Origin of the sequence: Desulfurivibrio dismutans (genome assembly GCF_029210385.1) — a bacterium.
GTDB lineage: Bacteria > Desulfobacterota > Desulfobulbia > Desulfobulbales > Desulfurivibrionaceae > Desulfurivibrio > Desulfurivibrio dismutans.
This window is the reverse complement of record NZ_JARGDQ010000010.1, coordinates 77020-102052: the sequence shown is the minus strand read 5'-3', so window position 1 is coordinate 102052 and position 25033 is coordinate 77020. Positions and strand designations below refer to the sequence as shown.

Below are 25033 nucleotides of genomic sequence, written 5' to 3'. Positions count from 1 at the left end.
CCTTTTGAGGTTTACCCCTTGGTCCCGGGGCGTCGAGTTTTATCATCATGAGCAGGGAGCTGCGGTTTTCATGAGCAAAACCATCTTGATTGTAGACGATTCCGCCATGATCAGGCGTATTGTCAGCCAGCTGGTGCAGCAGTTGGGGCACCGGGCGATCGCGGCGGAAAATGGCCAGGTTGGTGTAGAAACCGCCCTGGCCGCCGACCCGGATATGATCATCATGGACATTGAAATGCCGGTACTGGACGGCATTGAAGCCACCCGCCGGCTCAAAGCCGACCACCGAACCACCGCGATTCCGGTGATCTTCTTTACTTCCCTGGGCAGTGAGGAAAACATTCGCGAGGCGCAAGAGGTTGGCGGCAACGGCTTTCTCAACAAACCCATCTGCAAGGAAGAACTGGGGACAGCCATCAACAAAATTCTCAATCCCGATGCGGCGACCCCATGAGTTCCATTTTTGACCACCTTTTTGACACGGAGTTTCTTAACCTGTCATTGCAATATCTCAGCGACGTACTCAACCTGGCAGTAACAGTTCAGGACAGCCATGGCCAAACCGTGCTCTCCCAAGGCCTGCCAGGCGGCCAGGCCACCCGTTCTTACACTTTTAATTACCCGCAAAACATCGGCGGTTTAACCTGCACTGCCGCCGACCAGGCGGCCCTGACCGCCAGCGAACCACACATCTCTTACTGCCTGGCCGCCATCAACAGCCAACTGGCACGGGAAGAGGAGTTACGTGAAACCTCCGAGGAAATGCTGGCTCTTTCCAGCCAACTCAACTTCCTCAGCAAGGTGGCCCGAAAAATCATCGGGGTTGAGGATCTGGAGGAGTGTTACCAGATTATTCTGCAGGAAATCTCAACGGCCATCAACGCCGACCAGGCCCTGATCCATACCCGGGGCCGATGGGATGATGAAGTGGAAGTGCGGCTCAACATCACCCTGGCGGAAGAGAGACAACTGCAGGAATGCGACTGTCTGCGCAAGCCTCGGAATATTGAACAGCCCATCATCTGCTCCCTGGCCAACGGCAAGTCCATGCTCTACCTACCCATCAGGGAAAAAGACGGGCGCATCAGTGGCCAGATGTTTTTCCTCCGGCCCGCCGACCAACGACCGTTCACCGCATACGAGAAGAAGTTTGTCGGTATAATCGAAAACATCATTTCCCCCACTTTTGAAACCCTGCGCCTTTACGACAGTCTGCAGGATCTCTACCTCAACACGGTCAAGGCGTTGGCCGCCGCCATCGACGCCAAGGACGAATACACCCACGGCCACTCTTTCCGAGTGGCCAAATATGCCGTGACTATTGGGCAACAGCTTGCCCTGCCAAGCAAAGAGCTCAGCGACCTGGAAATCGCGGCTTACATGCACGACCTGGGCAAGATCGGGATTTCCGAATCAATTTTAGGCAAGCCGGGCAAGCTTACCAGCGAAGAATTTTACCATATTCAACAGCATCCGGTTTTCACCGATAAAATCCTGCAGCCCATCCATTTGGCCAACAACATTATCCAGGGTGCCATTCAGCACCATGAACGCCTGGACGGCACCGGTTACCCCATGGGCCTGAGCGGGCCGGAGATCTCACTGTTCGGCCGAATCATCGCGGTAGCCGATGTCTTCGACGCCCTGACCTCCAAACGGCCCTACCGCGACGCCATGCCGGTGGAGACCGCCCTCAAGATTCTCTGCAGCGATGTGGACAAACAGTTTGACCGCAATGTGGTGCTGGCCCTGCTCCAGGCCATACAAGACAAGATGCCGGGCAGCGAATTCGGCGAGGTCAGCGCCACCCTCAAATTCGATGCCCTGCAGAACCTCAACCAGTTTTTAAAGGAACTGACCGAATTTGTGACAACGCCGCCAACCGGCAGCAGCAGTATAACCTAACGGTTGCACATTAAACCCAGCTATTTCAAGGACGGACCAGCATGAATGATCGTCAGCGCCTGCAGCAGATTATCCGAGAAAAATCATACCGTCAGGGCACTTTTAAATTATCATCGGGAAAGGAATCGGATTTCTACATCGACGGCAAGCAGACCACCTTGGACGCCGAAGGGGGATATCTTTGCGGCAAGCTGCTATTTGAGATGATCAGCAAAAACCCGGAAAAGATCCAGGCGGTGGGCGGCATGACCCTGGGTGCCGACCCCATTGTCACTGCGGTTTCCCTGGTGAGCTGGCTTGATAAGGCGCCAATTCCGGCCTTCATTGTCCGCAAGGAATCCAAACAGCACGGTACCGAGGCCTACCTGGAAGGAGAAAGCAACCTGCCGCCAGGAGCGGTGGTGGCCCTGGTGGAAGACGTGGTCACCACCGGCGGCACCCTGCTGAAAGTCATCGACCGGGTGGAAGCACAAGGCTACAAAGTCGGCCTGGTGGCCACCATTGTCGATCGCGAGGAAGGCGGCGCCGAGGCCCTGGCCGACAAGGGCCACCAGCTGCAGGCTATCTTCACCCGCCAAACCCTGCTGCAGGACTGAGATGTTTACCTCCGGTACCACCACCACCATGATCTGCCCCCAGTGCGACGACGGCCAGCTGACCATCATGCGCTCCTGCGGCCGGGTGCGCATGGAATGCGGGCAATGCCATCGGCAGTTTCAGATCCACGAAGTGGCCCACCGCCTCGATGCGCAGACCGAGGCAATTCTGGAGCGCTGGAACAGCATCATCTACGACTAAAAAAACGCGGCGCAGCACCGCCGCAAGCGGCGATCAGCCCAGCTTTGCGTACCTGATGTACGCGGCGCCGGGCTGCTTGCCGCTTGCGACGGCACTGCGCCGCGTTTTTTGTTTGTTGCCAGCCCTGCCTCTGCCGTCTACGCCTTTTTTCTTATTAAATCAGCCCGTTACCACAAGTAAACGGACAGCAGTGCCGCCGGTTGCGGCAAGCGAACCGGCGCCGCGTACATCAGTACGCAAGCCGGGTCGATCGTCGCAAGATGCGGTGCTGCTGTCCGTTTACTTACCATTCCAGGCGCAGGATACCGTCCAGGGGATCGGCTTTGGCGATCTTGACCGCAATCACGTCTCCCGCCTCGATGCTCAGTCCCCGACCGGGAGGGAGATCGCCTTCCAGCAGACAGTCGGTTAGTACCACCGTTACCCGCCTTGGACCCCGAGCCACCACCAGAACATCCACCCGCTGACCGACTTTGCCTTGCAAGTATTTCAGTAGCCAGTAACGCTGGCGCTCTCGCTTGACCTGATTCAGCCGTCCCTGGGTGGTGTTGATGGCGGCCACCAGATCCAGCATGTCCGGTTCAGCAAAAACCGCTCCCTGCCGGGCAACCAGCCCATGCACCTGATGCTGCATGGCCAGATCCAGCAGGCGCCGAATGGGTGAGGTGATGGTGGTGTAACTGGCCGCCCCAACCCCGCTGTGGCGTTCCGGCCGGGTCAGCAGCTGGCCGGGCTTTAGTTGTTTGCGCTGACGCCAAATGGTGAAGATATCCTCCTCGTATCCATGCACCAGCCGCTGATGCGGGTCATCCTGACTGCGGAACAGGCCGGGTACCTGCTGCTGAGCCACGTACTCCGCCGCCAACATGTTGGCCAGCACCATCATCTCCGAGACCAGCAGGCGGGCCGGAATATCCACATCTTCCAAACTGACCTCGGGGTTGCCGGCATCATCCAGGCGTATATTGACATCGGGGATGGGCAGCAACAAAGCGCCGGCCTCAATACGGCGGCGGCGCAGGGCCCGGCTTAAAGCCAGCAGATCCTGCAGGTCACCATCGCTGGGCAGCAGTTCATCCACCTCTTCGTAGTTCAGCCGGCGGGCCACCCGAACCACGCTGGCTACAATCCGGGAAGAGACAATGTCACCATCCGGGGTCAGGGTGACCATAAAACTCATGGCCGGACGATCCCGGCCGGCCACCAGGCTGCACAGATCTTCCGACAGCCGGGGCGGCAACATGGGCACCTGGCCTTCGGGAAAATAAAGCGAGGTAACTCGCTCCATCGACGTTTTGAACAGCAGTGAGCCGGGTTTGACGTAATGGGCCACGTCGGCGATATGGATGCCCACCACGAAGTTTTCCCCCTGGCGTTCCAGGTGCAGAGCGTCATCGAGATCACGGGTGGATTTGCCGTCGATGGTCAGCACCGGCAAATGGCGCAGATCGTGGCGTCCCTGGGCCAGCAGGGTGTCGGTGTCAGGCTCACGGCAAGCTTCCGCCGCCGCCATTTCTTCCTCGCTGAAAAACACCGGCACCCCGGCCCGCAACAGGGGGATATTTTCATCGGCCTGCCAGATGCCGACCGCCACCAGCAGATGATAAATATCGTGGGGCCGGGTCAGGCCCGAACGCTTGAGCAGCTCCCGGGCCAGTTCGCTTTCTTCGGCGTCATTGGCCAGCAGGTAGTAGTCCTGCAACAGATCAAGACAACGCTGGCGTTCCGGCCAGGCAACTTCATCGGTGGCCACCGTTTCACCATCGCCACGGATGGCGGCCGGCGGCTCAACCTGGCTCACGTCGGCGGCAAACAGAGCCTGCAGGCGGCGGGCACCGTCGGCCAGCAGGGCTTCCCGCTGTCGATCCCGCTCCAGGCGGGCCCGCAATTGCTCCACCACTTCGGCTGGATGGGCCATCACCTGGCCATCCTTGTATTTAAAATAAAGCCGGTCGATAAACACCGCCCGCAGGAAGGCCGCCACCTGGTCATCATCGGCCTCGCCGCCGAAGTTGAGTTGGGCCAGGAAAAGGGGGGTGAAAAACTGATCCGCCTCGGCCGCCGCCAACTCCCAGACCGTTTCGATTTCGATTTGGTCGGTCAACTCCCGCCGCTGCCGGTCAACCTCCTGTAACCGATGGCGCTGCTCATCCCGGGACAGGCCGGCGGGCAACGGGTACCCGGAACAGTGCACCACCCGGGCCCGGGGCAGGTTCAGTTCACGACCATTCTGATTGAAAACACGCAAACGGTTGGCGGCCACTTCCACCACCACGCCGCAGATAAATTTACCTTGCTCGACATACTCAACGATATTTCCAGGATAAACCATAAACCATCCGATGATCGGGTTAACGGGGACAAAAACAAGCCTTTCCCTCTAACAGGAATCAGTGGACTTGTCACTTAAAACAGCTCGGCGTCCAACACGGCCAATTTTGACCATCCTCCGAACCGTCCAGCAAAGAAGGGGGACAAAAAACAGCAAAGCGGGTAGATTGGAAAGTTAAGGTCAACAATCGTTAAAGGAACAAATTTATGACTGCCGATTCATCACCGGAAAAAATCACCTGCGGCTTTGTCGCCCTGGTCGGCCCCCCCAACGCCGGTAAATCCACCCTGCTCAACAACCTGCTGGGCCAGAAGATATCCATCGTCTCACCCAAGCCGCAAACCACCCGCAACCGGGTACTGGGGGTCTTCAACCAGCCGGAGCGCCAGATCGTCTTCCTGGACACCCCCGGCCTGCACCAGGCTCGCAGCCGCCTCAACAGTGAAATGGTCAAGATCGCCCGCAATACCTTAAACGAAGTAGATGCGGTGGCCTACATGATCGACGTCAGCTCCCCGGAAGCAGACAGCCGCCCGGAGCAGCGGCAGCAGGCCGGCCGGCTGCTGGCCCGCGCCAACCTCCCCACCCTGCTGCTCTGCAACAAGATTGACCGGGTGGACAAGGCAAAGCTGCTGCCCATCATCGCCGCCTGGCAGGAGGTTTATCCCTTTGCCGCCATCATTCCCCTCTCCGCCCTGGACGGGGATGGTCAGGAGACCCTGCTTGATGAATTAAGCAAGCTGCTGCCCCAGGGACCACGGCTGTTCCCCGAAGACATCCCCACCGACGCCAGCGAACGTTTTATCTGCAGCGAGATTATCCGGGAAAAAATCATGCTGCTCACCCGGGATGAACTGCCCTACTCCACCGCCGTAATGATCGACCGCTTCCGGGAAGAACCGGGGGGGGGCACCCCGCTGACCACCATCGACGCCACTATCCTGGTGGAGAAAAATTCCCAGAAGGGAATTATCATTGGCAACCGGGGACAAATGCTGAAACAGATCGGTCAATCGGCCCGGCGGGAGATCGAGGCCATGCTGGGCACCAAAGTGCTGCTGAAGCTCTGGGTGAAAGTCCAGAAAAACTGGACCGGTAACCTGAGGGTACTGCGGGAGTTGGGAATCCAGGAAGACTGAAACAAATTCACGGCTGGGGAAATGATAAGCCGGGAAGAAAGGCGGGCAGACAAAAAAAACCGGCGGCCATACACTGCAGGTATGCCGCCGGTGATAAAAGCACTGCAGACTGCGGGGCCACCCGCACTAAACTACACCATAACGTCGATGGTCCGGCGCTGCGGTTCCCGGACCTCACGGGCCTGCTCTTCCCGGTTGGCCTGGGCTACGCCGCGGTTTTCCCGCTCCATGTTGTCATCACCACGGGTGGTGTCGGCGGGCTGCTCGGGATCGGTGACCGTCCGCGCCAATTCCATGGCGGAGGCGGAAAACTCGGCCACCACCCCGGGGGTCATCTCACTGGTCCGGCCGGCCTCGTTGCGCTCGGGCTGGGCCCGGTTGGTATTATCGGGCACCGGGCTGACATCCGGCCGTTCCGGCCGCATCTGGCCTTGATTTATGCCACTGTTAACGTCAAGGATCATGGCGCACCTCCTTATTTTCGTCCCGCCGCAGCGGAAACTCGCCGCCACCTGGCACCACCTGTACTGACCGGCGGGCATTGACGCTATTCACCTTTTCTTATGATCATACAACAAGTAAGTCACAATTGCAAATAACCGAAATCGCCGTCCGCTTTAAAAAAACAAATCCGCCAGGGCCGCAGTCATTCATTGAACATTGCGACAAAAAACGCTATAACCTGCGCACATTATTTTGCCACGCTGCAAGGCTTGGTGCCTTTACTTCGAGTATCACAAGATTTATTGTCCGGCGATCAAATTTGTCGCTGCCACTGACACCCCCGGCACCGACCGGGATCACGTTGCAACTCTTGTTTTTTGCGTTGCCGTCCATCATCTTGTGGCTGGTTATTGCATGAACACAAAAAAATATTCAGGAGATCTGTGGCATGAGTGAGGTTCGCGTTCGTTTTCCCCCCAGCCCCACCGGGTATCTGCACATCGGTGGCGCCAGAACCGCCATTTACAACTGGCTGTTTGCCAAAAAACACGGCGGCAAAATGGTGCTGCGCATTGAAGACACCGACGCCGAGCGCTCCACCGAAGAATCCATCCGCGGCATCATTGACGGCATGGAGTGGCTGGGGCTTGATTGGGACGAAGGCCCCTATTTTCAGACCGACCATGCTGAAGAGCATAACGCGGCGGCGGTCAGACTGCTGGCCACCGGCCAGGCCTACAAATGTTTCTGCAGCAAAGAAGAGCTGGAAGCCCGACGGGAGGCAGCGGTCAAGGCCAAGGCCGACTACCGCTATAACGGAGCCTGCCGGGATTTAAGCCCCGATGAGGTGGCCGCCAGAGAAGCCGCCAGCGCCCCCTTCGTCATTCGCTTCAAAGTACCCCGCGAGGCCGGTGCCGTGGCTTTCAAGGATGCCGTGTGTGGCGGCATTGAGCGCAGTTACCAGGATATTGAAGATTTCGTCATCGTCCGCTCCAATGGCCAGCCTCTGTACCTGTTGTGCAACGTGGTGGATGACATCCGTGACCGAATCAGTCACGTCATCCGCGGCCAGGATGGATTGGCCAACACCCCGCGCCAGATCCTGCTCTACCGGGCCCTGGGAGCCCAGCCGCCGGTGTTTGCCCACATGCCGCTGACCCTGGACCTGAACAAGGCCAAAATCTCCAAACGCAGCCACGGCGAGGTGGTGGCGGTGCATTTTTACCGGGAACAGGGTTTTATTTCCTGGGCCCTGGTCAACTTTCTGGTGCTGCTGGGCTGGTCGCCCGGCGATGACCGGGAGATTTTTTCCCAAGAAGAGCTGATTGAGGCCTTTTCCCTGGAGGGGATCAGCAGGGCCAACTCCATTTTCAACTACCGCAAGGATGACCCCAAATTTTTCACCGACCCCAAGGCCATCAACATCAACGCCCATTACCTGCGGACCATACCGGTCAGTGAGCTGGCAACCCTGGTCAAACCTTTTCTGGAGCAGGAAAAAATCTGGGATCCGGCTTACGACGGAGACAAGAAGGAGTGGTTTGAAAAAACCCTGGTGATGATCCGGGAGCGCTTTCATACCCTGAAAGACTTCACCACCTTGGGCCGGGCCTGGTTTGCCGATGATTTCACGGTGGATGACAAGGCCTTGCAGAAAAATCTGCTGAAACATCCGCCACTGAAAGAATGGCTGCCGGAACTGGCCGACCGGCTGGCGGCCCTGCCGGAGATCACTCCGGAAGAGGCCGAGCGGGTGGCCCGGGAGCTGGCCGAGGCCCATGGGGTCAAACCCGGCGTGCCGATCAACGGTGCCCGAGCGGTTATCACCGGGCAGATCAAGGGCCCCAGCATGTTCGAAGTCTTTGCCCACCTGGAACGGGACAAGGTGATCTGCCGCCTGCGGGAGACGGCAAAATATTTTGTCGTGGAGAGTTAAAAATGAGCGATCACGCCAAATTCGTACCCGCCGACTTTATCCGGGCCATCATCACCGAAGACCTGGCCGCCGGCAAGCACACCGAGGTGGTCACCCGCTTTCCGCCGGAGCCCAATGGTTACCTGCATATCGGGCACGCCAAGTCCATCTGCCTCAACTTCGGCCTGGCTCGCGAGCTCACCCCGGCCCGCTGCCACCTGCGCTTCGACGACACCAACCCCAGCAAGGAAGAAACCGAATACGTCGAGGCCATTAAAGAGGATGTCCGCTGGCTGGGGTTCGACTGGCAGGAGCATCTTTATTATGCCTCGGATTATTTCGAACAGCTCTACGAATACGCCGAACACCTGATTAAAAACGGCAAGGCCTACGTCTGCGAGCTGAGCGCCGAGGAGATCCGGTCCAGCCGTGGCACCCTAACCGAACCGGGCACCAACAGCCCTCACCGGGAGCGCCCCAGCGAAGAAAGCCTCGATCTGTTCCGCCGCATGCGAGCCGGAGAGTTCCCCAACGGCGCCAAAGTGCTGCGGGCCAAAATCGACATGGCCTCGGGCAACCTCAACCTGCGGGATCCAGTGCTGTACCGCATCATGCACCGGGCCCATCACCGCACCGGTGAGCAGTGGTGCATCTATCCCATGTACGACTTCACCCATCCCCTCTCCGACGCCCTGGAAGGGGTGACCCATTCCCTGTGTACCCTGGAATTCGCCGACCACCGGCCCCTGTACGACTGGATTGTCGACAATCTGCCGGTGCCCTGCCGCCCCCGGCAGATCGAATTCGCCCGCCTCAATCTGGCCTATACCGTGGTCAGCAAACGCAAACTTTTGCAACTGGTCAACGAAGGTTATGTACAGGGCTGGGACGACCCCCGCATGCCCACCCTGTCCGGCATTCGCCGTCGGGGCTATCCGCCGGCGGCAATCCGCAACTTCTGCGAACGCATCGGCCTGGCCAAAAAAGAGAGCCTGGTGGACATGGGTCTGCTGGAACACTGCGTGCGGGAAGAACTCAACGAAACCGCCCCCCGGGTGATGGGGGTACTGGAGCCTTTAAAAGTGGTAATCACCAACTACCCGGCCGGGCAAAGCGAAGAGCTGACCGGCCAGAACCACCCGCAAAAACCGGATATGGGCACCCGTCCCCTGCCGTTTGGCCGGGAAATTTACATTGAACGTAACGACTTCATGGAAGAGCCGGTAAAAAAATTCTTCCGCCTTGCCCCGGGCCGCGAAGTCCGGCTTCGTTACGCTTACTTCATTAAATGCGAGGAAGTGTTAAAAAATGAGGCCGGCGAGGTGGTGGAGTTAAGATGCACCTACGACCCGGCCACCCTGGGGGGTAATGCCCCCGACGGCCGCAAGGTCAAAGGCACCATCCACTGGGTGGCGGCCGACCGGGCCATAACGGCGGAAATCAGGCTCTACGACCGGCTGTTCAGCGCCGAAAGCCCGGAAAAGGCTGCCGCCGACGGGGCTGACTTCAAGGATTTCGTCAACCCCGACTCCTTGGTGGTCCTGAAAAACTGTCGCCTGGAGCCCAACCTGCGCGATGCCCAGCCCGGCCATCCATATCAGTTCGAACGCCAGGGCTACTTCTGCCCGGACCCCAAGGATTCTACCCCCGACCACCCGGTCTTCAACCGCACCGCCACCCTTCGCGACACCTGGGAAAAGATCAGCAGAAAATAGAGACAAGCGGCAAGGGGCAACAAGCGGGCAGCAAATGGGCAGCAGTGCCCCGATTTGCTATTTAAGACGCATCAGGGTCTGGTGGATCTCGTCGGCGGTGGTGATGGACTTGGAGTTGGCCTGGAATATCCGCTGGGTCATGGTCAAATCAACAAACTGGCGGCCCAAGTCGACGTTGGAGCCCTCCAGTGAATTGCCCAGCACCTGACCAAAAGAACCGTTGCCTGGGGTACCAATCACCGGATCGCCGGACTCGGCAGAGGAGCGATAGGTGTTGTGGCTGCCAGGGATCAACCCGTGGTAATTGGCAAAGTCGGCCAGCATTACCTGGGCCTGATCGTGACTCTGACCGTTGGAGTAGTTGCCGACAATGGTCCCGTCGGGCTTAATGGCAATGGTCTGCAGCACCCCCGAGCCATGACCGTTCTGGTCCTGGAAAATGGTGGTCGAAGCGGTGGCGTAATTGGTGGTGCGAATCGGCGACAGCATAAGATCTTCGCCCATCGCCAGGGCAAAACCGGCCCCCTCTTCACCAAACGGCTGCGCCAGATCAGGATTGTCCGCCGGACTGTTGCCGGTGGCATCCAGGTAATTGACGGCCGTCACCGCCAGTTGACTTTCGCCCGGTTCATTGGCATGCAGCTCCAGGCGACCGTTCCTGAGCAGGGCCGTGGCGTTGAAGTCCTGCTCAAGCTGCAGCATCAAATCTTCCACCCGCTGATCGTAATCAACCACGTAGTTTGAGGTCACCTCCTCCCCCTGGTGGTTGTACCCCTGAAAAATCAAAGTATCGCCTTCCTGCACCCGTTTCCCGTTGCTATCATAGACTTGATCCCAGGAACTCAAGACGTGCACGTTGGGGGCGGCAGCACCGGAACCACCCGCCTTGAGCACCCCACTGCTGGTCGCCACCTGCAGGGACAAAGTGGTGCCGAAATCGATGGTGGAACTCAGGTTGTCACCAATGCCGCTGATATTGTAGTCAAAGGAGTAAAGACCGCTGCCGGAATCTGGCTGCTGCCAGTATTCACTGGGAACCAGCTCACCATTACCGTTTTCTTCACCGTTTTCACCGTTGGCCTGCTGCCACAGCTCCAGGTTGCCGTCCGGCGGCACTTCCCAGGTCTGGATATCAAGCAGTTCACCGGTGGTGTTGAAGATCAGTTTGCCATAAAGCAGGGCGCCGGCCCCTTTTTCCGGCTCCGGGCCACTGTTGTACCGGCTGCCGTCAGGGAGCAGCCGACGATCCAGGGCAGGATCATGGGTGACAAGAAACTCCCGTTCATGGGGGTTTTCCGTCTGGTCAAAAAAGATATTCAAATTGAAGCTCTGCCCTTGGTCATCGTAGGCCTGCATGGTGGTTTGGTAATCATAAGCTCCGGCGGTCATGGGCGTGGAGGCGGCACCATTCCAGGAATCGTAAAGAGGAGTACTGTCGGCAACACCAGTCCCGCTGCTTTGCAGGTTCAAGGCCATGGTTACATTATCGGTGGCCTGCGGCAGGGATTCCCGCCGCACTAAAACATCCCCCAACTGCCCATTGCCAGCGCCATCTTCCAGGTTAACTCCCTGCACCCGGTAACCGGCCGGAGTTACCAGGTTATAAAAACCCGCCGGGGTATAATCTTCCAACCGGAGATCAAACTGACCGTCTCTGGTGTAAAGCACTTCCCCCGCGTCATCGTTAACCATAAAAAAGCCTTTTCCGGCAATGGCCATATCGGTGGCTTTGGTGGTTTCCTCCAGGGGACCGGGGCGGAAATTTTTACTGATCGCCTGCAGTTGGGAACCGTTGCCCACTTCATCAAAATGCTGCTGGGATGAGGTGAGCACATTCTGGAAAGTGGTCTGGGCGTTCTTGTATGAAACCGTGTTGACATTGGCGATGTTATCGCCCAGCACCGCCATGTTGCCGGCCATGCTGTTGATTCCGCTCATTCCGTTGAACATCATGTTGTGCAGCGACATATTTTCCCTCCTGCCGGGACGGATATCAGTTAAAAATCTTCTCGCCCAGGCTTTACAGCAAATAACGTGCCAACAAAACAAAGCCCCGCCGGGGAAAATATTGCCGCCCGAGGTTGTGCTCAGTTGTCGTTTACGGTTTAACGGGACTATACGTTCAGGATAAGCGGTGCAGGAAGTTGAAGCTGCCGGCCCCGGCAATTGGCCGGGCATCTTTGCCGGCCCGGCGCAGCAGCAGCGACAAGTCCTGGCGATTGAGTTGCTGATAACGCAGATCAACCACTCCGAAAGCAAGACCGGAAGTCGCCAGTTCACCGCCCCGCGACAGGAGGGAAAAGGGATGCGCCGCCAGGGCCATGGTCCGATCATGCTCCCGGAGCAACAGGAACCGCTCGCCCCGGGGGCTGAGAAAAGGGGTCCGATAACGGAAATGGATGGAATCCAGGCGGGAGGTAAAAAGCGGTGGGCGGCCATGCAGGGTTAGCCCCAAAGACGGTGCCGCCGCTTTGGAACGGTTCTTTTTACTCGACGACCGCAATCCGCCCAGCAGGGCCAGCAGGTTGTCCTGGTCGGTTTCGATGGCCGCCTGCAGCGAAGTGAAACCCAGCTGCCGGTAGCCTCGGACGGCCAGACTGTTGAGGATATTGAGGGTATAGTCACCATGTAAAAGCAACGGGGCCCCCCGCCGTCCTTTTTTGCCGCCGCCGGCAGCAGAGGCAATTTCGGGTTGGTCGGCAAAAAACAGCAACTGGCCAAGGTGACCAAGCTGCCAGGCATTACAGCCTTTACTTTGCAACTCGGCAATTTTTTCACGATAAAAAGGCAGGTCATTTTCCAGGATAATAGGCGGCAGGGCCCAGACCAGTCGATCACCCAACGGACGCCAAAGCTTCCCGGCCGACGCCAACTGCGGCCAGCTATGCGGTGAAAGGGGCAACACCACCTGCGCCACTTCCGGTGGCAAACGCCGCGGCAGCATTTTCAGGTCATCCAGGCGTAACCACAGCGGCAAAGAAGGGAGTTCCCCCCTTCCCCGTCGGGCGGCGTTTTCCGCGGCCCGGACCTTGCCGCCGGCCTTGCCACGGCCGGAACCGATTCTACTGCCGGCCCCGATAAAGCTTACAATCTCCAGGTTGGGCTGCCTTTTTTCCCAAGCCGCGGCCTGCCGCCGGTGCCGCTCGGCAACCGTCAGGTCACATCGCGTCGCCTGCCGGCGCCGTTGGGCCAAATCTACCAGATACAGGCTGTCACCGGCCCGGGCCGCCACCGGCAGGCGCAACTCAATTTCCTGGTCAACCCTGGCTTCCGGTAAAATTCTCGTCCGGCTCGCTTTTTCTTTACCGCTTGGCCCGCTCCGGCCGCTGCCCATCGGCCTGAGTTCCTGCAGGGTAAAAGCCGACCGCTCGCCATCGATTTCGCGGTGCAGCCGAAGACGATCACCTTTGCGCAGTGGATGCCGCAGTTTGAGCCGCCCCCAGGGGCCATTGGCGGCGCTGAGCTTCCCTAAAAAATGACCGATATTGCCTGAGTGTCCCGGGCTAACCAGATCTTTAAACGGCTGGCGCAGATAACCAGCCCCGGTCCGGCGGCCCATGGCTTCCGCCAGCAGGGCTCGCCCTTCCTCCAGGGCCTCGGCTAAACCGGCCGGCGGGGCGACCGGGCGCGAGGAAACGTGGTCAAAGAGGGCAGCGCCAGAATTGCCCACGGCATCAACCACCCGCCGGTAAGCCCGCACCACCCGATCCACGTACTGGGCGCTTTTCATCCGCCCCTCGATCTTCACCGACCCCACCCCGGCCCGCTGCAATGCCGGCAGCAACTCCATGGTCTCGAGATCGTTCATGGAAAACAGATAAGCACCCTTGGCGGCCGGCTCTTCCCGGCCGGGCTTTCTCCACCCCCGGCCTTTTGCCTGCCCGGCAGACTGCTCTCCAGCCCAGCGGTAGGCCCGCCGGCAAGGCTGCACACAGCGCCCCCGGAGGCTGCTCTTGCCACCCAGGTAACTGCTGAACAGACACAGGCCGGAGTAACTGAAACACATGGCCCCGTGCACGAAAACCTCCAGCTCCACTTTGGTTTCCCGGCCGATGGCGGTAATCTCTTCCAAAGTCAACTCCCGGGCCAGCACCACCCGGGCAAAACCCATAGCGGCCAACTGTTGCACCGCCAAACTGTTATGGGCACCCATCAGGGTGCTGGCATGCAGCCGCAAGTCGGGAAAAAAACGGCGGCAAAGCTGGTGCAGCCCCAGGTCCTGGATAATCAGAGCGTCAATTTTGAGCCCCGCCAGCATTTCCACCGTGGCGACGGCCTGAACCAACTCATCTTCCTTCAGCAGGCTGTTCATGGCCGCGTACACCCGCACGCCGCGCCCATGGGCATAGTCGATCATGGCGGCGATTTCCGCCGACGGCAGATCGCGGGCCAGGGCTCGGGCGTTGGCGGCGGGCGCCCCGATATACACCGCATCGGCCCCGGCCTCCACCGCTGCGGCAAAAGTTTCCAGGCTGCCGGCCGGGGCCAGCAGTTCCATGGAGCATCGTTCATCGTTGCCGCTGGCGGCACAGACTTGCGATCCCGCGGCGCGTTTACCCGGCCCGCTGCTTGAAGGGACGCCACCCGGTGGGTGTTCAGGATTCATCGGCAGAAAGGGGGAGAATGAAATAGAAGTTATTGCCCATGACGGTGGGCTCATAACCCACCACGCCGCCGTGGATTTCCACCACCTGCTTGACAAAAGCCAGCCCGTGGCCGGTGCCGGGTTTACCTTGGCCGGCCTCGCCCCGGAAACCGTCGCTGAACAGCATCTGCGCTTCGCGCTCGCTTAAGTGCTCACCGGTGGTAAAAACGTTGAACTTGATTCCGTCTCTGCCGGGGCCGAAGTAATCGATTAGATGTTCCCGGCCGTAGGCCATGAGCTTGACTGTCTCACCGTTATGGTCGTGCACCGATGAGGTGTACTTGACGGCATTGGAAAACAGATTGGCATAAACCTGAGAAAGCAGGCCCACATCCACCCGCAGGTGAAGCTCTTCTTCGGCCATGTCTCTGGGCTGATCTATTTTGATGCCCTGCTTGACCAGGCGATTGCCGTAGTGTTCCAGTTGCGGGGCGATCACTTCTTTTTCAACGGAACAAGCCCGGGGGCGCAGTACCAAGTGGCCTTTGCGAAAATGATCTCGCCGGAAAAGGCTTTCCAGAAAGAGGCTGTAATTGTTGTAATGCTCCTGCATCTCCCGGTGATTGGCGGCCAGCTCGTCGTAAATGGCCTCCAGTCGCTGCTGCACCAGGCCACAAGCCTCACCGTCACAAAGATCGGTCTGACGCATGTGGGAAAACTCCTGGCTCACCTCCTCCAACTCCGCCAGCCTTTTGCGCAACTTGTTGAACAGGTGGCGAAAGTACATATTGGGGGTGATCACGTTGTGCTCGATGTCGGCCACCAGGTTATTGATGAACTTGAGGTGCCGGATATTCTGCTGAGCAATCAGCCGGTTATGAAGATTGTAACCGACCCGGTTGGCGTATTTACGGAGGAAAAAACGCACCGCCTTATCCATCTCCGCACCGCCGGCAATTTCCAGTCGTCCCAAGACCAAATCCGCCACCGAGCGGCTTTCAGCACCACCACCATAGAGCGAGGTTTTGCGCTGAATGGGCACCAGCAGGGAGGAATCCCTGGCCTGGGTGCGACAACTCAGCTCCATCTCCCCTGAAACCGGCACCGGTGGGCTGACCACCCCGGACTCACTGTCACAGAGCAGTTCCAGGGTATCCCGGCGTTCATTGAGCAGATAAAGGCGGACTTTAAGACCCAGCATAACCCGGGGCACGGCCACGCAGACCCGGTAAAAGTCATCCATGGAGTCATATTCCTGGGCCAGGTCGAAAAAGGCCCGCAACACGGCATTTTGGGCCTCGGAAAAATTATAGCGCCGGTAACTGCGATTTTTTTCCTGTACCCGGGCCAGCACCCGCTCCAGGGCCTCTATTTCTTGCCCGTCATTCATCTTTACTCCTGGCGTACCAGCACCACTTCATCCACCCCGTCATGCTCCCGCAACAGCACATGGACATGCTCGCCCATGCCCACCTGGACATCCAGGCCGGTGTAGTCCGGTTGAATGGGCAATTCCCGACCGCCGCGGTCCACCAGAGCGGCCAGCTGAATGCAACGGGGCCGCCCCAGGTCCATGATGGCATCCAGGGCGGCGCGAATGGTGCGACCGGTATAAACCACGTCGTCCACCAGCACCACCGCCTTGTCCTGGAGAGCAAAATCGATGGCGGTCTTTTTTACCACCGGGTTCTGGGTCGCCAGGCTCCAGTCGTCGCGATACAAGGTAATATCCAGACTGCCGGTGGGCAGGTTGATCCCAAACTGCTCCTGGATCAGCACCTGAATGCGCTGGGCCAGGTAAACCCCGCCAGTGTAGATGCCGATGATGGCCAGGTTTTCCACCCCATGATTATGCTCGACAATCTGCATGGCCATACGGGAAAGAGTGCGATCAATATCGTCTCCGTCCAGCAGCCTAGTTTTGACTTTTTGCATGTTTTACCTCATTTGTTGCCGAAGATGACTACCCGCAGTAAACGTTTGGCTGCTAGGGCCAGAAATAGTCGATCCCTTTGGTCGCCACCAGGTTCACCGCCTCGGGGTAGGCCCGGCATTCGGCGGCAAAGACCCGGGCGGCGATATCTTCCGGGTTGTCTTCATCTTCCAGGGGCACACAATGCTGGACCACAATGGGCCCCTCGTCGTACACCTCGTTGGCGAAATGGACCGTGCAGCCGCTGACCTTCACCCCCCGGGCCTTCACCGCCCGGTGCACCCGCATGCCGTACATTCCATCGCCGCAAAAGGCGGGAATCAGCGAGGGATGAATATTGAGCACCGACCGGCGCAGGTGCTCAGGCGGCGTGTAAAGCTTGAGAAAACCGGCCAGCAGCACCAGGTCCACCGGGTGGTCGGCCAGGATGCGGTTGATGGCCTCGTTGTTTTCGCCATGAAAGGCCGGATAGCCGTAGCCACGGGCCTTTTCCAGCCCCAGGGCGTCGGCGGTATTGGCCACCACCACCCGGATTTGCCCGGCCATCCGGCCTTCACTGATTTGCTGATGAAAGTTGTCCAGGGTCCGACCGGAGCCGGAAAGTAAAACCGCCAGATTCATTGTTTTCACCTCTGCGGGCGCTTCGCTCCCGCTTTACCAAACTTGCCGACCACCTCGCTTTCTGCCCGGCAGCCGCGCCCAACCTTAGCCCTGCAGCGAGGGGTCGTTGTCCGCATCAACCTGCTTTAGCCAGGTGGTGATGGCGGTATCGTAACAGCCGGTCAGTTCAAAGACCTTGACCGCCAGGCGGAAACGGGTCTTCAGGGTGGTGTTGCCGTGCTCTTTCAGTTCGGCCAGCACCTGGGGGTAATCGGCGGGGTCGACGATCACCGTCACATCCCGGAAGTTCTTGGCCGAAGAACGGAGCATGGTGGGGCCGCCGATGTCGATGTTTTCGATGGCCTTATCCAGGGTGCAGGCCGGGTCGGCCACGGTCTTTTCAAAGGCGTAGAGGTTGACGGCCACGATATCGATGGGCTCCAGGCCGTGCTCCTGCATCTGGCGCACGTGCTCGGGGTTGTCGCGCCGGGCCAGCAGGCCGCCGTGGACTTTGGGGTGCAGGGTCTTGACCCGGCCGTCGAGCATCTCCGGAAAACCGGTGAATTCGGCCACGTCCTTGACTGCAATGCCGTGCTCCCGCATCTTCTTGGCCGTCCCGCCGGTGGAGAGAATTTCAATGCCCAGCTTGGCCAGTTCCCCGGCAAATTCTTCAATCCCGCTCTTGTCCGTCAGGCTGATCAGCGCCCGTTGTGCTCTGCCCATGATGGTTTCTCCTTTCGCAACAGTTTATCACTACATGGTAATGGTAATAAAGTTTATGGTTCCTTTTGTTTCGAACCGAATCGCAGGCCGCAATTTAACACAGTAAGCAGCGGGAGCACAGTGGAAAAGCAGGATAGCGTGGCAATCGGTAAATTTGCAACGGGGTGAAGGCCATGCGTCCGTCCCAGCGTTAGGCAGCTTTGACGATTCCTTGATGGCTATTCATCGCTTTTACGAATAAATTTTTTAATCAGGCGGCGATCTCTTTTGCCGGGGCGGCCGGCCGGCGGCTGGGGCGCCACCTGCCGGGCCAGGCGCCGCTGTTCAATCAGTTCCTGCCGCCGGGCCAGGCTGGCCGGCTCTTCTTCATACAGTCCCGCCGCCAGGGGAGCCGACAGCCGGCGGCTGGCCACCTGTCGCACGGTGAGGACAAACTCATACCCACCCTTGTGCACCGTCAGCCGGTCACCGGCCCCCAGCAGCCGGGCCGCCTTGACCCGCTGGCCATTCAAGTGCACCTTACCACCGTTAACCGCCTGGGCCGCCAGACTGCGGGTCTTGAAAAAGCGGGCGGCCCACAGCCACTTATCGATTCTGACTTTGTCCGAGCCGTTCTGTGGGTCCATTTTGCCCCCGTCAGCCGTCGCCAAGATCGTCACCAAGCCCGTAAACGTGCAGCAGTGCCGCAGATTGCGGCAAGCGGACCGGCGCCGCGTACCCCAGGTACGCAAGTCGGTCCGATCGCCGCAAGGTGCGGTGCTGCTGCACGTTTACGATTTTATCGGTAGCTGCTGCGGGCATGAACCCTCTTCTTCGATGGGCTTAAAGAAACGGGCAAAGTCTATTTGGTAATCGAAATCATCCTGCTCCTTGCGGCGCTGGCCGCGCAGGTCCAGGTTGCGTACCAGGATCAGCTCGGCGGTGATGTTGGAGGCCTGGATCAGCTTCATCCCGGAAGGCGCCCATACTCCGCTGCCGCCCCAGAAGTAATCCCCGGTTACCTGATGGTGCCCCACGGCGTTGGCGGCCAGGCTCCAAACCTGGTTGTAGGCAGCCTTGGAGGAGTTCATCAGATCCCATAGATAACCGTAGTAATGGTCGGTCATGATGTTCATCCGATCATACTCCCGCACCGCTTCCGAGCGCCAGTGGGCCATGGTGACGATGGCATCCACTTTGTCCTTGAAAGCGTACTTACGGGCCATCTCGACAAAACAGAGATCGTAACAGATCAGAAAGCCAAAGGTGCCCCACTTGGTCTCAATGGTCAGCCGCCGGTCGGTGCCCTGCTGGAAGTAAAGTTGCTCCAGGGGAGGGAGAAAAATCTTGTCGTAAATAAACTCTTCCCGGTTGTAATCCAGGCTGTGGTGCAGGATGAAGGTGGAGTTGTAGCGCCCGTCATCCTTGCGCCGGACATTGTTGTAAAAGACGTACTCCAGCCCCTTGCCGTCGTCCCGCAGGCCGTCGCGAATGCGCTTGATGGTCGGGGCAATCCGGCTGTTTTCACCGGCGGCCAGCAACTCCTCCACCTCCCCCCGCCCCTGGTCCTCCCAGACATAACCGGTAACGCACAGCTCGGGAAAGATCAGGATATTGGCCCCATGGGTATGGGCAAGCTGCACCACCTCCTCCATCCGGGCCAGATTAAGCTCCACGTCGGAAGTAACATGCATATTGGCCAGCAGCACGCTGGGACAATCCTCGCAATCGGAAAAAACCCGTTCAATCAATCGCAGCATCAGAAACTCAAACCTCCCAAAATTTAAGCGGACTTAAGACGATCCAGGCGCAACCGCTGCCGCTCGTCAAACAGTCGCCGGCCGCCGATCCAGGTGGCCAGTAAAATGGCAAAACCGGTGCCGGCGGTGATCATGAACATGATCAGAATCTGGTACTTAACCGCCTCCATGGGCGCGGTGCCGGACAGGATCTGGCCGGTCATCATTCCCGGCAGGCTCACCACTCCGGCGGCGGCCATGGCGTTGATGATGGGAATCAGGCCGATGCGCACACTCTCCCGGATGTTGTCCCGCATGGCTTCCCGCCACTCCTGGCCCAGGGCCAGCCGGGTCTCGATCACCGCCTGCTGCTGCCAGGCAAAACCGGTGAGCCGATCCAGGGCCAGGGCCACCCCGGTCATGGTGTTGCCCAGCATCATCCCCAGCAGCGGGATGGCGTACTGGGGATAATACCAGGGATCGTTGCCGATGATCAGCAGCAGGGCAAAAACGGTGGTGGCAAACGAAGAAACAAACATCGCCCCGGTACCCAGGGCATAGCCCCAGACACCGCCAAAAGGCCTTTTCTGCCGGGCCATCACTTCGTAACCGGCAATCAGCAGCATCACCAGGGCCATCAGGCCGACCCAGGACAAGGTGGCATGGGCAAACAGCGCCCTTAACACCAGCCCCACCAGCAGCAACTGCACGGTGGTGCGCAGAGCGGCAATCAGCAGTTGCCGCTCCACCCGCAACCGGAGCAGCAGCGACATGGCCGCCAGGGCCACGATCAGGCCGGAGGCCAGCAGCAGATCAAGATAGCTCAACTCAATCAGGTTCACACCGACACCTCTTCCACCCCGGTCCCGTTAATCTGCAGCCGCCGATCGGCCACCCGGGCCATCTGGGCCGGATCGTGGCTGACCCACAGCACCGGCGCCCGATGTTGCTTGCGGTAGCGGTCAATCAGCCCTTCCACCCGGCCGATACTTTCCTGGTCCAAACTGGCGGTGGGTTCATCCAGCAACAAGGCCGCCGGCGCCAGGGCCAGCAGACGCAGAATCGCCAGCCGTTGCCGCTCACCGGTGGAGCAGCGGGTAACCTGCCACCCCATCACCTCGGGGCCAAAGCCCAGGGCGGCCAGTTCCGCCTGCACCGGCCGGGGAAAATGCTCCCCCACCGTCGTCGCCCACCACTGGGACTCCGCCGGCAGCAAGCCCACCCGACGCCGCCAAAGGTGGGCCGGCATGGCGGCGCACTCCTCGCCGTTGAAACTTATCCGCCCCCGGTGGGGAATCAGATCGGCCACCGCCCGCAGCAGCAACGACTTGCCGCTACCCGACGGGCCGCTTAAACAAACAATTTCTCCCGGCGCTATGGTCAGGTCCAGAGTAACTTCCTGCACCCGCAGGCCTTCTATGATCAGCACTTTTTCCGCCCTTCTGTTATACCACCGGACCCGATGACCATGGCAATGTATCAAGCTATGGGTAAGACTTTTTAAAACCGCCCTCTTTTTAATTAGTGCCGGTCACGGTGTCAAAGCAAATCCCTGCGGCAGGTTCAACCCGCAAAACCAAAAAGCCAGGAGGTTACCATAAAAACTGCAACTCACCTGCCATTACCCGCCGGTCAACGGCGACAATTGTATGGTTTAAGGTTGGGTGTCGACCGGCAGCTGACAACTCTCCGCAGTGCGGCAGGCCACTTCCTGGGCCTTCTCCGCCAGGCGCGACCGGCGACGATCCTGGGCCTGACGGTTGCGCCGCCGGTCTTCATCGTTGACCAGCAACAGGGGCGGTACCGGGCGGGGACGGTAGTTATCGTCCAGGGCCACAAAACTCAGGTAGGCCGAAGCGGTATGTCGTATTTCTCCGGTTTGCAAATCCTCGCTCTCCACACAAACCCCGATTTCCATGGAACTGGTGCCTACCAAGTTCAGGCTGGCTTTAAGAGTCAGCAGATTACCAATGAAAACCGGATTATGAAAATCCAGGCGGTCGATGGAGGCGGTAACCACGTTGCACCGGGTATGGCGCAGGGCCACCACGCTAGCCGCGTCGTCAATGTGTTTCATCACCACCCCGCCGTGGACAATCCCGGCGGGGTTGGTATCCTGGGGCAACATCATGTGAGACATGATCACCCGGCTCTCGTCCACACTCTTTGCAGGCTGTTCCGGTTTGGAGTTGTTGGTTGCGCTCATTTCTGCTCCTGGAGTTTTTTGTTTTAGACAAAGGTAAAGAGCCGGGTTGACGATCCGTCGGCATCTGGGTTGCGGAGCTCTGATCAACAGCAGGTGACGTTGCCGGCCGTCAGCGGCAGATAGCGGGGTTGCCAGCGCATTTCAGCGATCAGGCGGGCCAGCCTGGCGGGGTCGTGGTGGTGCTGGTAGGTGCTGAAGGCGCAGGGGCCGGCCACGCCCAAATCCATGGCACTTTGCCCCACCGCCGCCGCCACCGCCCGGCTTACCGGCCGCAGGTCGCTGACCTGGGGCAGCAAGACGCCGGCCGACAGGTCGGCAGGGTCAACCTGGGCCGCCACCGCCCGGGCGGCAGCGGTGAAGAACTCCGGCCGCACCTCGGCCGCGCCGGCGGCCAGGATGCCGAGGCCGACGCCGGGGAAAACAAAGACATTATTGCACTGCCCCACCCGCACCCTGCTCCCCTGGCGGGTCAAAGGGGCAAAGGGACTGCCGGTGGCCACCAGGGCTCGGCCCCGGCTCCACTGATCGAGATCGACCGGCCGGGCCTCGCTCTGCCCGGTGGGGTTGCTCAAGGGCAGAATCACCGGCCGGTCGGTGTTGGCCAGCATGGCCTGAACCAGTTCCCGGTCAAAAGAACCCGCCTGCCCGGAAGTACCGATCAGCACCGTAACCCCGGCCTTTTTGACCACCTTAAGCAATGAGCCATCCTCTTCCCGACGCAGCCAGGGCAAGGCGGCCGGGTCGTGAGCGAATTTTTCTTTGTAGGGTTCCAGTACCCGGTCGGTGGTGACCAGCCCCCGGCGATCCACGGTGAAAATACGGGCCCGGGCCGCCGCTTCATCCAGGCCCTCACCCTGCAGGGCGACGGCCATCTGTTCGGCAATGCCGATGCCACCGGCCCCGGCCCCATGCACCAGGAAGACCTGGTCACTCAGCTTTTCTTCTTTGATCCGCAGGGCGGAAAGAATGGCCGCCAGAGCCACGGCGCCAGTACCCTGGATGTCATCGTTGAAGGAAATCAGTTGGTGCAGGTAAGTATCCCGGATGGCAAAGGCGTTCTGCTTGGAAAAATCCTCCCACTGGCAGAGGGCGTGGGGAAAGACTGTTTTAAAGGCCCGGGCGAAGCGCTGCACGAAGGCCACGTATTCATCATCCTGCAGACGGGGATGCCGCCAGCCCAGGTAGTTGTCGTCATTAAGCAGTTCCGGGTTGTCGGTGCCCACGTCCAGGGAGATGGGCAGACAGTGCCAGGGAGCGATGCCGGCTCCCTGGGTGTAGAGCATCAACTTGCCCAGGCAGATGGCGATCCCGCCCACCCCCTGGTCCCCGATACCCAGAATGCCCTGGTTGTCGGTAACCACCGCCACCCGGATCTGGCGCGGCACGAACCGCCGCAGGATCTCTTCGGCCCGGTCGATATTGCCGGGGTAGAAAAAGAGCCCATGGGCCTTGCGGAACATGGAGGAATAGTGGCGGCAGGCCTCCCCCACGGTGGGGGTGTAAATGATGGGCAGATAGCGCTCAATATCGCTGGCGATCAAGGCGTGGGCCAGGGCAACGTTGCGGTCGAACAGCGAACGGAGATAGATAAACTTTTCCAGGTCGCTGTTTTTCCCCTCACAGGCCTGACGGCTGTTGGCCATCTGGCTGACCATTGAGCGGACGCTGGGCGGCAAGGTGCCGTGCAAGGCGAAACGGTCGCGTTCTTCCCGGGTAAAAGCAGTGCCCTTATTGGTGAAGGAATTGTCGTAGACATCGGCCCCCCGGGTCAGGATCTCGATTTCCCGGGTGTTGCCAAACTCGTTGTAATGCAGGCGGTAGCTACTTTCAAGCGGCACGGCAACCCTCCCGGCAGGCCTTGGCGACGATAAAAAAAACGCAATGATGCCGCAAGGTATCGGGTTTACCGGGGCTTGTCAAAATGTAACTGTTCAGGCCAGCAGCCAGTCGTTAAGACGCTCGGCGAAGCAGGCCTTGAGGTCGACAGTAGCTTGGGCGGTGCGGGCCTCCAGGGCGGGGTGTTTTTCCAGGTGTTCGGCGGCGGCCCGGTCGATGGCCAGGTTGACCAGGGAGCCGGCCAGAGGCGAAAGTCGCGGGTGCTGGCTCATGGTGGCCTGGATCTGCTCTAGCATCTGCTGGGAAGGCGGTGGGTTATCAAAGGACCGACCCGAGCCGGCTTTTTCCACCTGTTGCCGGGCCTCCGCCGCTTCGGTGGCGCGTTCATCTAGCCACTCCTGCAACTGCTGCCAGCGAGCCTGCAACACCTGGCCGTAATCAAAAAGGTCGGCGGCCGGCAACTGCTCGGGCTGCTGGCTCCAGCCGGCATGGGCCGGCAGCGCCGGGCCACGCTCACGGTAAGCCGCCTGCTGGCTGATCATACTGGTCTGGATAAAGGTGGCCTGCAACTTGGCAATACTGCCCATGTCGCCCAAAACGAGGGCCCCGGCCATGGCCTGTTCGTAATCGCCATTAAAAAAATCACCGGCTATGGAGGTAAGATCGCCCAGCAGACGCTCGATATCACGCAGCTCTTCTTCGTTGAGATCACCCTGCACGCTGATGGCAAAAGCCTGCTGATCGAGCCCGGCCATGGTCAGGCTCTGCGCATGCCCGCCGGCCTGAACCTGCTGCCCGTAGGCCAGGGCATGCCCCTGCTGCTGGCTGCTGCGGATGGTCACCACATCGCCCTCGGCGGTGGTCAGAGAAATAGCGGCCTGGCGGCTGAAAGCGGCAAATTCCCGATAGGCAACCTGCTGCTGATAATTGGCGGCAAATGGCGCGGCAGAGGCCGGCAAGGCCTTGCCGGCAGGCAGACAACAGTTCATAACCCGGCTCCCGAAAAGGTTGACAAGCAGGTTCAAAAAAATGAAACCCGAACACCAAACCATATCGACAACACAGCTTTTTTTCTTTAAAGAGCAAACGCCATTAAACCACTAACCACCCAATTTAACAGGCAAACATCCAGCAGTGCCGCAGATTACGGCAAGCGGATCGGCGCCGCGTACCCCGGGTACGCA

Annotated in this window: 21 protein-coding genes and 1 pseudogene; 7 read left to right on the top strand and 15 right to left on the bottom strand. The window is 59.5% G+C overall.

Annotation, left to right across the window (positions count from 1 at the left end; all coding sequences use genetic code 11):
* The first annotated feature begins 70 nt into the window (after nucleotides 1-70).
* Genes P0N66_RS11530 through P0N66_RS11515 form a run of 4 tightly spaced genes read left to right on the top strand, consistent with a single transcriptional unit; the run spans nucleotide 71 to nucleotide 2703 of the window.
* Nucleotides 71-454 carry a response regulator gene (locus tag P0N66_RS11530; protein ID WP_275805547.1) on the top strand — a complete coding sequence of 128 codons (384 nt, stop codon included), beginning with the start codon at nucleotides 71-73 and terminating at the stop codon, nucleotides 452-454.
* Nucleotides 451-1905, top strand: coding sequence for an HD-GYP domain-containing protein (locus P0N66_RS11525; RefSeq protein ID WP_275805545.1), 1455 nt, complete (start codon nucleotides 451-453; stop codon nucleotides 1903-1905). Before P0N66_RS11530 ends, P0N66_RS11525 begins: the two co-directional genes overlap by 4 nt.
* Nucleotides 1906-1946: 41 nt before the next feature.
* Complete coding sequence (pyrE, locus tag P0N66_RS11520) at nucleotides 1947-2501, top strand: orotate phosphoribosyltransferase (protein WP_275805543.1); 555 nt, start codon at nucleotides 1947-1949, stop codon at nucleotides 2499-2501.
* 1 nt (nucleotide 2502) lies between these two features.
* A complete protein-coding gene (locus P0N66_RS11515) occupies nucleotides 2503-2703 on the top strand; it encodes a dual CXXC motif small (seleno)protein (RefSeq protein WP_275805541.1) in 201 nt (66 codons plus the stop codon).
* Between the two features lie 283 nt (nucleotides 2704-2986).
* Here P0N66_RS11515 and P0N66_RS11510 read toward each other — a convergent pair whose 3' ends face one another.
* Complete coding sequence (locus P0N66_RS11510; protein WP_275805539.1) at nucleotides 2987-5035, bottom strand: ribonuclease catalytic domain-containing protein; 2049 nt, start codon at nucleotides 5033-5035, stop codon at nucleotides 2987-2989.
* 206 nt (nucleotides 5036-5241) lie between these two features.
* On the opposite strand from P0N66_RS11510, the gene era reads away from it, so the two are divergent.
* Nucleotides 5242-6174, top strand: a complete 933-nt coding sequence (era, locus tag P0N66_RS11505; protein WP_275805537.1) for a GTPase Era — start codon at nucleotides 5242-5244, stop codon at nucleotides 6172-6174.
* Nucleotides 6175-6305: 131 nt separating this feature from the next.
* Here era and P0N66_RS11500 read toward each other — a convergent pair whose 3' ends face one another.
* Nucleotides 6306-6638, bottom strand: a complete 333-nt coding sequence (locus P0N66_RS11500) for a hypothetical protein (protein WP_275805535.1) — start codon at nucleotides 6636-6638, stop codon at nucleotides 6306-6308.
* Nucleotides 6639-7066: 428 nt separating this feature from the next.
* Between P0N66_RS11500 and gltX the strand changes: the two genes are divergently transcribed.
* A complete protein-coding gene (gene gltX / locus P0N66_RS11495) occupies nucleotides 7067-8554 on the top strand; it encodes a glutamate--tRNA ligase (RefSeq protein WP_275805533.1) in 1488 nt (495 codons plus the stop codon).
* Nucleotides 8555-8556: 2 nt separating this feature from the next.
* Nucleotides 8557-10248 carry a glutamine--tRNA ligase/YqeY domain fusion protein gene (locus P0N66_RS11490; protein ID WP_275805531.1) on the top strand — a complete coding sequence of 564 codons (1692 nt, stop codon included), beginning with the start codon at nucleotides 8557-8559 and terminating at the stop codon, nucleotides 10246-10248.
* 57 nt (nucleotides 10249-10305) lie between these two features.
* Here the strand turns inward: P0N66_RS11490 and P0N66_RS11485 are convergent, their stop codons facing one another.
* The 13 genes and pseudogenes from P0N66_RS11485 to P0N66_RS11425 all read right to left on the bottom strand — a co-directional run bounded on the left by P0N66_RS11485 (nucleotide 10306) and on the right by P0N66_RS11425 (nucleotide 24838).
* Nucleotides 10306-12216 (bottom strand): flagellar hook protein FlgE, encoded by a 1911-nt coding sequence (locus P0N66_RS11485; RefSeq protein WP_275805529.1) that lies wholly within the window; start codon nucleotides 12214-12216, stop codon nucleotides 10306-10308.
* 154 nt (nucleotides 12217-12370) lie between these two features.
* A complete protein-coding gene (locus P0N66_RS11480; RefSeq protein WP_275805527.1) occupies nucleotides 12371-14746 on the bottom strand; it encodes a peptidase U32 family protein in 2376 nt (791 codons plus the stop codon).
* A gap of 97 nt (nucleotides 14747-14843) precedes the next feature.
* On the bottom strand, nucleotides 14844-16223 hold the full coding sequence (locus P0N66_RS11475; RefSeq protein WP_275805525.1) for a sensor histidine kinase: 1380 nt from the start codon (nucleotides 16221-16223) through the stop codon (nucleotides 14844-14846).
* Between the two features lie 2 nt (nucleotides 16224-16225).
* Nucleotides 16226-16768 carry a bifunctional pyr operon transcriptional regulator/uracil phosphoribosyltransferase PyrR gene (gene pyrR / locus P0N66_RS11470; RefSeq protein WP_275805524.1) on the bottom strand — a complete coding sequence of 181 codons (543 nt, stop codon included), beginning with the start codon at nucleotides 16766-16768 and terminating at the stop codon, nucleotides 16226-16228.
* A gap of 52 nt (nucleotides 16769-16820) precedes the next feature.
* Nucleotides 16821-17387, bottom strand: a complete 567-nt coding sequence (gene purN / locus P0N66_RS11465; RefSeq protein ID WP_275805522.1) for a phosphoribosylglycinamide formyltransferase — start codon at nucleotides 17385-17387, stop codon at nucleotides 16821-16823.
* A 126-nt stretch (nucleotides 17388-17513) separates the two neighbouring features.
* Nucleotides 17514-18089 (bottom strand): annotated as a pseudogene (locus tag P0N66_RS11460) (IMP cyclohydrolase); the annotation flags it as partial.
* A gap of 218 nt (nucleotides 18090-18307) precedes the next feature.
* Entirely contained in the window at nucleotides 18308-18715 is a 408-nt protein-coding gene (locus P0N66_RS11455; protein WP_275805518.1) for an RNA-binding S4 domain-containing protein, read from the bottom strand.
* Nucleotides 18716-18859: 144 nt separating this feature from the next.
* Nucleotides 18860-19828, bottom strand: a complete 969-nt coding sequence (locus P0N66_RS11450) for a carbon-nitrogen hydrolase family protein (RefSeq protein WP_275805516.1) — start codon at nucleotides 19826-19828, stop codon at nucleotides 18860-18862.
* A 23-nt stretch (nucleotides 19829-19851) separates the two neighbouring features.
* Nucleotides 19852-20649, bottom strand: coding sequence for an ABC transporter permease (locus tag P0N66_RS11445; protein ID WP_275805514.1), 798 nt, complete (start codon nucleotides 20647-20649; stop codon nucleotides 19852-19854).
* Nucleotides 20646-21236, bottom strand: coding sequence for an ABC transporter ATP-binding protein (locus P0N66_RS11440; RefSeq protein WP_275805512.1), 591 nt, complete (start codon nucleotides 21234-21236; stop codon nucleotides 20646-20648). The genes P0N66_RS11445 and P0N66_RS11440 overlap by 4 nt, the downstream gene beginning before the upstream one ends.
* A 225-nt stretch (nucleotides 21237-21461) precedes the next feature.
* A complete protein-coding gene (locus P0N66_RS11435; protein WP_275805510.1) occupies nucleotides 21462-22013 on the bottom strand; it encodes an acyl-CoA thioesterase in 552 nt (183 codons plus the stop codon).
* An 83-nt stretch (nucleotides 22014-22096) separates the two neighbouring features.
* Entirely contained in the window at nucleotides 22097-23851 is a 1755-nt protein-coding gene (locus P0N66_RS11430; RefSeq protein WP_275805508.1) for an NAD-dependent malic enzyme, read from the bottom strand.
* 93 nt (nucleotides 23852-23944) lie between these two features.
* A complete protein-coding gene (locus tag P0N66_RS11425; protein WP_275805506.1) occupies nucleotides 23945-24838 on the bottom strand; it encodes a hypothetical protein in 894 nt (297 codons plus the stop codon).
* Between the last annotated feature and the right edge of the window lie 195 nt (nucleotides 24839-25033).